The organism is Kitasatospora sp. NPDC096140 (genome assembly GCF_040303045.1).
GTDB lineage: Bacteria > Actinomycetota > Actinomycetes > Streptomycetales > Streptomycetaceae > Kitasatospora.
The window spans coordinates 105677-112234 of sequence record NZ_JBEOUW010000030.1 but is presented as its reverse complement, the minus strand read 5'-3'; the positions used below and the strand labels follow the sequence as shown (position 1 = coordinate 112234).

Genomic DNA, 6558 nt, shown 5'->3' with positions numbered 1-6558 from the left:
CACCCCGGTCTCCCGCGGCGACTCCGGAACTGTACGGGGACCGGCCCACCACATGCAAATCGCCCCCGCCCGGGAGTCCGGGCGGGGGCGATCCGTCGGTCGAGCACCGTCAGGCGCGGCCCATCTCCTCGGCGATGGCCGCCGCGAAGGCGTCGATGTCGGCCTCCGTGGTGTCGAAGGAGCACATCCAGCGCACCTCGCCGGTGTGCTCGTTCCAGAAGTAGAAGCGGTAACGCTTCTGCAGCCGCTCGCTCACCTCGCGCGGGAGGATCGCGAAGACCGCGTTCGCCTGGACCGGGCGGACGATCTCCACGCCGTCGATGCCGCGGACGGCGGCCTCCAGGCGGCTGGCCATCGCGTTCGCGTGGCCGGCGTTGCGCAGGTAGAGGTCGCCGGAGAGCAGGGCCTCGAACTGGACCGACACGAAGCGCATCTTCGAGGCCAGCTGCATCGAGGTCTTGCGGAGGTACTTGATGTTGCGGACCCGCTCGGGGTTGAGCACCACCACGACCTCGCCGAACAGCAGGCCGTTCTTCGTCCCGCCGAAGGACAGCACGTCGACGCCCACGTCGGTCGTGAAGGCGCGCAGCGGCTGGCCGAGCGACGCGGCGGCGTTGGCCAGGCGCGAGCCGTCGACGTGGACGAGCATGCCCAGCTCGTGGGCGTGCTCGGTGATCGCGCGGATCTCCTCGGCGGTGTAGAGGGTGCCGAGCTCGGTGCTCTGGGTGATGGAGACCGCGAGCGGCTGCGCGCGGTGCTCGTCGCCGTAGCCCCAGGCCTGCTGGTCGAGCAGCTCGGGGGTGAGCTTGCCGTCCGGGGTGGGGATGGTGAGCAGCTTGATGCCGCCCATCTTCTCCGGGGCGCCGCCTTCGTCCACGTGGATGTGGGCGGTCTCGGCGCAGACCACCGCGCCCCAGCGCGGCAGCAGCGACTGGAGGGCGACCACGTTGGCGCCGGTGCCGTTGAAGACGGGGTACGCCTCGGCGGTCTCGCCGAAGTGGCGGCGGAAGACGTCCTGGAGGTGGGCCGTGTAGTCGTCCTCGCCGTAGGCGACCTGGTGGCCGCCGTTGGCGAGGGCGATCGCGGCCAGGACCTCCGGGTGCACGCCGGCGTAGTTGTCGCTGGCGAAGCCGCGGACGGCGGGGTCGTGCCGCCGTACCGCGTCCGTACGGGTGAGGTCGGTCATCGGGCTGTCAGCCACAGGTGCTGTCCGTTCAGTTCTGCTGCGGGGCGGTCCCAGAGGCCCGCCAGGTGATCGGCGAGGTCCGAGGTGTCGGTGAAGCCGGCGAACTTCGCCTCCGGCTTCTCGGCCCGCATCTCGGGACTGACCAACGCCTTGATCACCAGGATCGCAGCCGCCGCGGTGGGCTCGCCGTCCGGGGCGGTGGTCTCCTTCTTGAAGGAGTCGGCCATGGCGAGGGTCCACGCCTCGGTGGCGGCCTTGGCCGCAGCGTAGGCGGCACCGCCGGCCGTGGGCTTGTGCGCGGCCGAGGCGGAGATCATCGCGTAGCGGCCGGACTCGCTGCGGACCAGCGCGGGCTGGAACGCCAGCGAGGTGTGCTGGAGGGTGCGCACGACGGTGTCGTGCAGGAAGTCCCAGTCGTCCAGCCGGCTGTCGAAGAAGGTCTTGCTGCCGCGCCAGCCGCCGACCAGGTGGATGAGGCCGTCGACGTGACCGTGCTCCGACTCCAGGTGGTCGGCCCAGTCGTGGACCTCCTGCGGGTCGAGCAGGTCGATGACCTGGCCGCTGATCTTGGCTCCGCGCACCGCCACCCGGGTGGCGTCCAGGGCGGACTCCAGGCGCTGGGCGTCGATGTCGGCACCGATCACGGTGGCGCCGTCGGCGGCGAGGCGGCGCAGCACGGCCCGGCCGGCGGGGCCGCTGGCTCCGGCGACGGCGATGACCTTGCCGGCCAGCGGCGCGTTGGTGGAGGTGGTCACGCTGCGGCTCCCTGGATGGTGTTGCCGGTGATGCCGGTGGTGGAGGCGATGACGCCGCTCAGCTTCTTGTTGAGGGCCTCGTAGAACATGCTCAGCGGGAACTCGTCCGGGAGCACGGCGTCGCACAGGGCCTTGTTGAGGGCCTTGCCGTCGGTGATGTCGAGCGGCAGGGCCTCCGGGCCCTTCGCCCAGGTGGAGGCGGGGTGCGGGGTGAGGTACTGGGAGACCAGCTCGTAGGCGGCGATCCAGTGGGCCGGCTTGGGCCGGTCGATGCCGTCGCGGTACAGCTTCTCGATGTCGGCGCAGAGCGCGTTGGTGACCTGCGGGGCGCGCTCCCAGTCGATGGAGAGGCGGTTGTCGCGCCAGCTCAGCGCGCCGTGCTTGTGCAGGTACGCGAAGAGCAGCTGGCCGCCGAGGCCGTCGTAGTTGCGCACGCGGTCACCGCTGACCGGGAAGCGGAACATGCGGTCGAAGAGGACGGCGTACTGGACGTCGCGGGCGTGCGGGTTGCCCTCGGACTCCAGCTGCACCGCCTCCTTGAAGGTGGTGAGGTCGCAGCGGAGCTCCTCCAGGCCGTACATCCAGAACGGGCTGCGCTGCTTGATCATGAAGGGGTCGAACGGCAGGTCGCCGTGGCTGTGGGTGCGGTCGTGGACCAGGTCCCACAGGACGAAGGTCTCCTGCGCGCGCTGCTGGTCCTGGAGCAGGCCCTCGGCGTCGGCCGGGATCTCCAGGCCGAGCTGCTGGACGGCGCTGGTGGAGACGGCGCGGAAGCGGGCGGCCTCGCGGTCGCAGAAGATGCCACCCCAGGTGAAACGTTCCGGCGCCTTGCGCACGGACACCGTCTCGGGGAAGAGGACGGCGGAGTTGGTGTCGTAGCCGGCCGTGAAGTCGGTGAAGGTGATCGGCACGAACATCGGGTTGTCGAAGCGGGTGCGCTCCAGCTCGGCCAGCCAGTCGGGCCACACGACGCGCAGCAGGACGGCTTCCAGGTTGCGGTTCGGGTTGCCGTTCTGGGTGTACATCGGGAAGACGACGAGGTGCTCCAGGCCGTCCTCGCGCTGGTCGGCGGGCTGGAAGGCGAGCAGCGAGTCGAGGAAGTCGGGCTCGCGGTAGCCGGTGTCGGCCCACTTGGCGAGGTCCGCGTCGACGGCGGTGAGGTACGCGGCGTCGTGCGGGAAGTTCGGGGCGAGCTCCTCGACGGCGGCGCGGACGGTGGCGACCAGCGGGTCGACGGTGTGCCGCTGGACGGCGGCCAGGTCGATCGAGCCGTCCTTGGACTGCAGCGGGCGCAGCGTCTCGACGGCCTCCTTCAGGCGCAGCCAGGCCGGGTGGCCGGCGAGGGTCGAGACCGGGGCGTCGGCCGCCGCAGCGAGCCTTGGCGAAAGATTCTGCATCGTGGACTCACTTCGACAGGAGTTATTTCAACGGGGACACCATAAGTACGAAAGGTTCTCCCGTTCAAGGGGGTCCGGACCGGCAAAGCTGCGGCGCCCGGCCGCTCCGGCCCGAAATCCTGTGCGGGAAGGCGGTTGTCCGACATGTGGACACTGATCTGGATGTTCTGGACAGATGCGCCGTTCTGATGCGAACCTCCCGGCATGTTCCCGGCGGTGATCACGGTGGCCGTACGCCACGACAGCCCGTTCCGGGTGCCCACCCGTCGACACGGCTGCTGTTGCCGTCGGTGTCGCGCGCGCGGTCTCCGCCGCCGCTGTTGCCGCTGCTGTTGAGCCGGCCTCCGGCCGCTGTCCGGCTGCCGTCGACCCGGCCGCGGCGGATCCGGCTCGGGGGCACCGCGGACATGGGCCCGTACGCCGACCATGCCGTGTGTGTTCCGGCGCCGCCACCGGGGAAGTGACCCGCCGGGAACCCGCCCGCCCCGCCACGCCCTGCCGTCCCGGCCGTTCGTCCCGCCCGTCCCGCCCGTCGTACCCGTTCCGCCCCGCTCCTCCCGCCCGTCCTGCCTGTCCCTCCCCCCGTCCTGCCCGGTCCTTCCTCTGGAGTCCCGCCATGACCCTCCGCAAGCCGTCCGCCGTACTGTCCCTCGCCGCGCTGGTGGCCGCCGCAGCCACGCTGAGCGCGTGCGCGCCGCAGGACTCGAAGTCCGACGCCGCCTCCGGTGCCCCGGGCACGGGCGGCACGGCGGCGGGCTGCGCGCCGGGGGCGCTGGCGACCCGCACGGCCGGGACCCTGACCATCGGCACCGACAAGCCCGCCTACGACCCCTGGTTCTCCGAGGACAAGCCGGAGAACGGCAAGGGCTTCGAGTCGGCCGTGGCCTACGCGGTGGCGGAGAAGCTGGGATACCCGACGTCCAAGGTCAGCTGGGTGGTCGCGCCGTTCGGCAAAGCCACCGCGCCGGGAGCCAAGGAGTTCGACTTCGACGTCAACCAGGTGTCGATCAGCGACGAGCGCAAGCAGGCGGTGGACTTCTCCTCCGGCTACTACGACGTGCGCCAGGCCGTCATCGCGCTGAAGAACTCCAAGGCGGCGGGCGCGAAGAGCATCGCCGACCTCAAGGGCGCCAAGCTCGGCGCGCAGATCGGCACCACCAGCCTGGACACCATCACCAACACCATCAAGCCGACCGGCCAGCCGGCCGTCTTCGACTCCAACGACCTGGCCAAGGCCGCGCTGAAGAACGGCCAGGTCGAGGCCCTGGTGGTGGACCTGCCGACCGCCTTCTACATCACCGGCGCCGAGGTGCCGGAGGCGCAGGTGGTGGGCCAGTTCGAGGCGGCCTCGCGGGGCGAGCAGTTCGGCCTGGTCCTGGACAAGGGCTCCAAACTGACCGGCTGCGTGTCGCAGGCCGTGGACGCGCTGCGCTCGGACGGCACGCTGGCGAAGCTGGAGAAGCAGTGGCTCTCCGACGCCGTCTCGGCACCGGTGCTGAAGTGAGCGCTGACACCAGCCCCGGCACGGCCGGGGACGCGACGGCGACCGGAGCCGTGGAGCTCGCGAAGCCCGTGGACGGGGAAGGGGACGACGGGTACCGCCCGTCCGAGCGGCGCCTCGCGCACGAGGCGTACCGGCGCGCCCGGGCCCGCCGGTCGGCGCTGATCGCCGCGGCCTCGACCCTCGCGACGGCGGTCGCGCTCTACCTGCTGATCGTCAACTCCCCCGGCTGGCAGGTGACCCGACGGACCTTCTTCAACCTCGACTACGCGCGCCAGGCGCTGCCCGAGGTGCTGAAGGGGCTGCGGGTGAACCTGGAGCTGATGCTCGGCTGCGGGGTGCTTATCCTGGTGCTCGGCCTGCTGCTCGCGGTGCTGCGGACGCTGCGCGGGCCGGTCTTCCTGCCGGTGCGGCTGCTGGCCACCGCGTACGTGGACTTCTTCCTCGGGCTGCCGATGATCATCTGCCTGCTGGTGATGATCACCGGGGTGCCGGCGCTGCGGCTGACCGGGGTCACCACCGATCCCCTGCTGCTGGGCGGGGCCGCGCTGGTGCTGACGTACTCGGCGTACGTGTCGGAGGTGTTCCGCTCCGGGATCGAATCGGTGCACCCGAGCCAGCGGGCCGCGGCGCGGTCACTGGGGCTCACCAATGCGCAGGCGATGCGGTACGTGGTGCTGCCGCAGGCGGTCCGGCGGGTGGTCCCGCCGCTGCTCAACAACCTGGTGAGCCTGCAGAAGGACACCGGACTGGTGTCCATCGGCGGTGCGATCGACGCGGTGTACGCCGCGAAGATCATCGCGTCCCGGTCCTTCAACTTCACGCCGTACCTGCTGGCGGGTCTGGTGTTCATCGTGCTGACCGTTCCGCTGACCCGGTTCGCCGACTGGCTGACCGCGCGGATGAACCGTCGGCAGTTCCAGGGAGGTGCGGTGTGACGGCGCAGGTGCTGCGGCTGGAGTCGGTGCGCAAGACCTTCGGCGCCCACGTGGTGCTGCGCGACGTGGACCTCGCCGTGCCCGAGCACTCGGTGACGGCGTTGATCGGGGCCTCCGGCTCCGGGAAGTCCACGCTGATGCGGTGCGTCAACCTGCTGGAGGGCATCGACGACGGCGCGATCTTCCTGGACGGCGAGGAGATCACCGATCCACGCGCGGACGAGGACGCCGTGCGGCGCCGGATCGGGGTGGTGTTCCAGTCCTACAACCTGTTCCCGCACATGACCGTGCTGGAGAACATCACGCTCGCGCCGCGCCGGGTGCACGGGGTCGCGCGGGCCGAGGCCGAGGCGCGGGCGCTGGAGTTGCTCGACCGGCTCGGGCTCGCGGCCAAGGCGAAGGAGTACCCGGACCGGCTCTCCGGCGGGCAGCAGCAGCGCGTCGCCATCGTGCGGGCGCTGGCCACCGGGCCGCGGCTGCTGCTCCTGGACGAGATCACGGCGGCGCTCGACCCGGTGCTGGTCGGGGAGGTGCTCTCGGTGGTGCGGGACCTCAAGGAGCAGGGGATGACGATGGTCCTCTCCACCCACGAGATGGGGTTCGCGCGGGAGGTCGCCGACCAGGTCTGCTTCCTGGACGACGGAGTGGTGCTCGAACAGGGTCCGCCGGAGCAGGTGTTCGGTGATCCGCGGGAGGAGCGGACCCGGCAGTTCCTCAGCCGGGTGGTCGCCTCGGGGCGGCTCCAGGGCTGAAGCCGGGCAGCCGGCGGGGGTGCGCGGCC

The 6558-nt window shown here is 71.2% G+C and carries 6 protein-coding genes; 3 read left to right on the top strand and 3 right to left on the bottom strand.

Features of this window, described 5'->3' with window-relative positions:
* Positions 1 to 109 precede the first annotated feature (109 nt).
* The 3 genes from ABT048_RS27935 to ABT048_RS27925 are packed head-to-tail and all read right to left on the bottom strand — an operon-like array spanning position 110 to position 3338.
* Entirely contained in the window at positions 110 to 1186 is a 1077-nt protein-coding gene (locus ABT048_RS27935; protein WP_350524284.1) for a threonine aldolase family protein, read from the bottom strand.
* Positions 1183 to 1941: an SDR family NAD(P)-dependent oxidoreductase gene (locus ABT048_RS27930; protein ID WP_350524274.1), complete on the bottom strand. Its 759-nt coding sequence runs from the start codon at positions 1939 to 1941 to the stop codon at positions 1183 to 1185. The genes ABT048_RS27935 and ABT048_RS27930 overlap by 4 nt, the downstream gene beginning before the upstream one ends.
* The gene (locus ABT048_RS27925; RefSeq protein WP_350524273.1) at positions 1938 to 3338 is read right to left on the bottom strand and encodes a DUF6421 family protein; all 1401 of its coding nucleotides are present in this window, start codon (positions 3336 to 3338) and stop codon (positions 1938 to 1940) included. The genes ABT048_RS27930 and ABT048_RS27925 overlap by 4 nt, the downstream gene beginning before the upstream one ends.
* A 616-nt stretch (positions 3339 to 3954) precedes the next feature.
* Between ABT048_RS27925 and ABT048_RS27920 the strand changes: the two genes are divergently transcribed.
* The 3 genes from ABT048_RS27920 (at position 3955) to ABT048_RS27910 (ending at position 6529) form a co-directional block, all read left to right on the top strand.
* On the top strand, positions 3955 to 4842 hold the full coding sequence (locus ABT048_RS27920; protein WP_350524272.1) for an ABC transporter substrate-binding protein: 888 nt from the start codon (positions 3955 to 3957) through the stop codon (positions 4840 to 4842).
* A gap of 68 nt (positions 4843 to 4910) precedes the next feature.
* Positions 4911 to 5777: an amino acid ABC transporter permease gene (locus tag ABT048_RS27915; protein WP_350524283.1), complete on the top strand. Its 867-nt coding sequence runs from the start codon at positions 4911 to 4913 to the stop codon at positions 5775 to 5777.
* A complete protein-coding gene (locus ABT048_RS27910) occupies positions 5774 to 6529 on the top strand; it encodes an amino acid ABC transporter ATP-binding protein (protein WP_350524271.1) in 756 nt (251 codons plus the stop codon). The genes ABT048_RS27915 and ABT048_RS27910 overlap by 4 nt, the downstream gene beginning before the upstream one ends.
* Positions 6530 to 6558 lie beyond the last annotated feature (29 nt).

What these genes read in the sequence shown, in the direction of transcription:
- ABT048_RS27935 (WP_350524284.1), bottom strand. Translation starts at nt 1,186, where the DNA reads ATGACCGACCTCACCCGTACGGACGCGGTACGGCGGCACGACCCCGCC.
- ABT048_RS27925 (WP_350524273.1), bottom strand. Translation starts at nt 3,338, where the DNA reads ATGCAGAATCTTTCGCCAAGGCTCGCTGCGGCGGCCGACGCCCCGGTC.
- ABT048_RS27920 (WP_350524272.1), top strand. Translation starts at nt 3,955, where the DNA reads ATGACCCTCCGCAAGCCGTCCGCCGTACTGTCCCTCGCCGCGCTGGTG.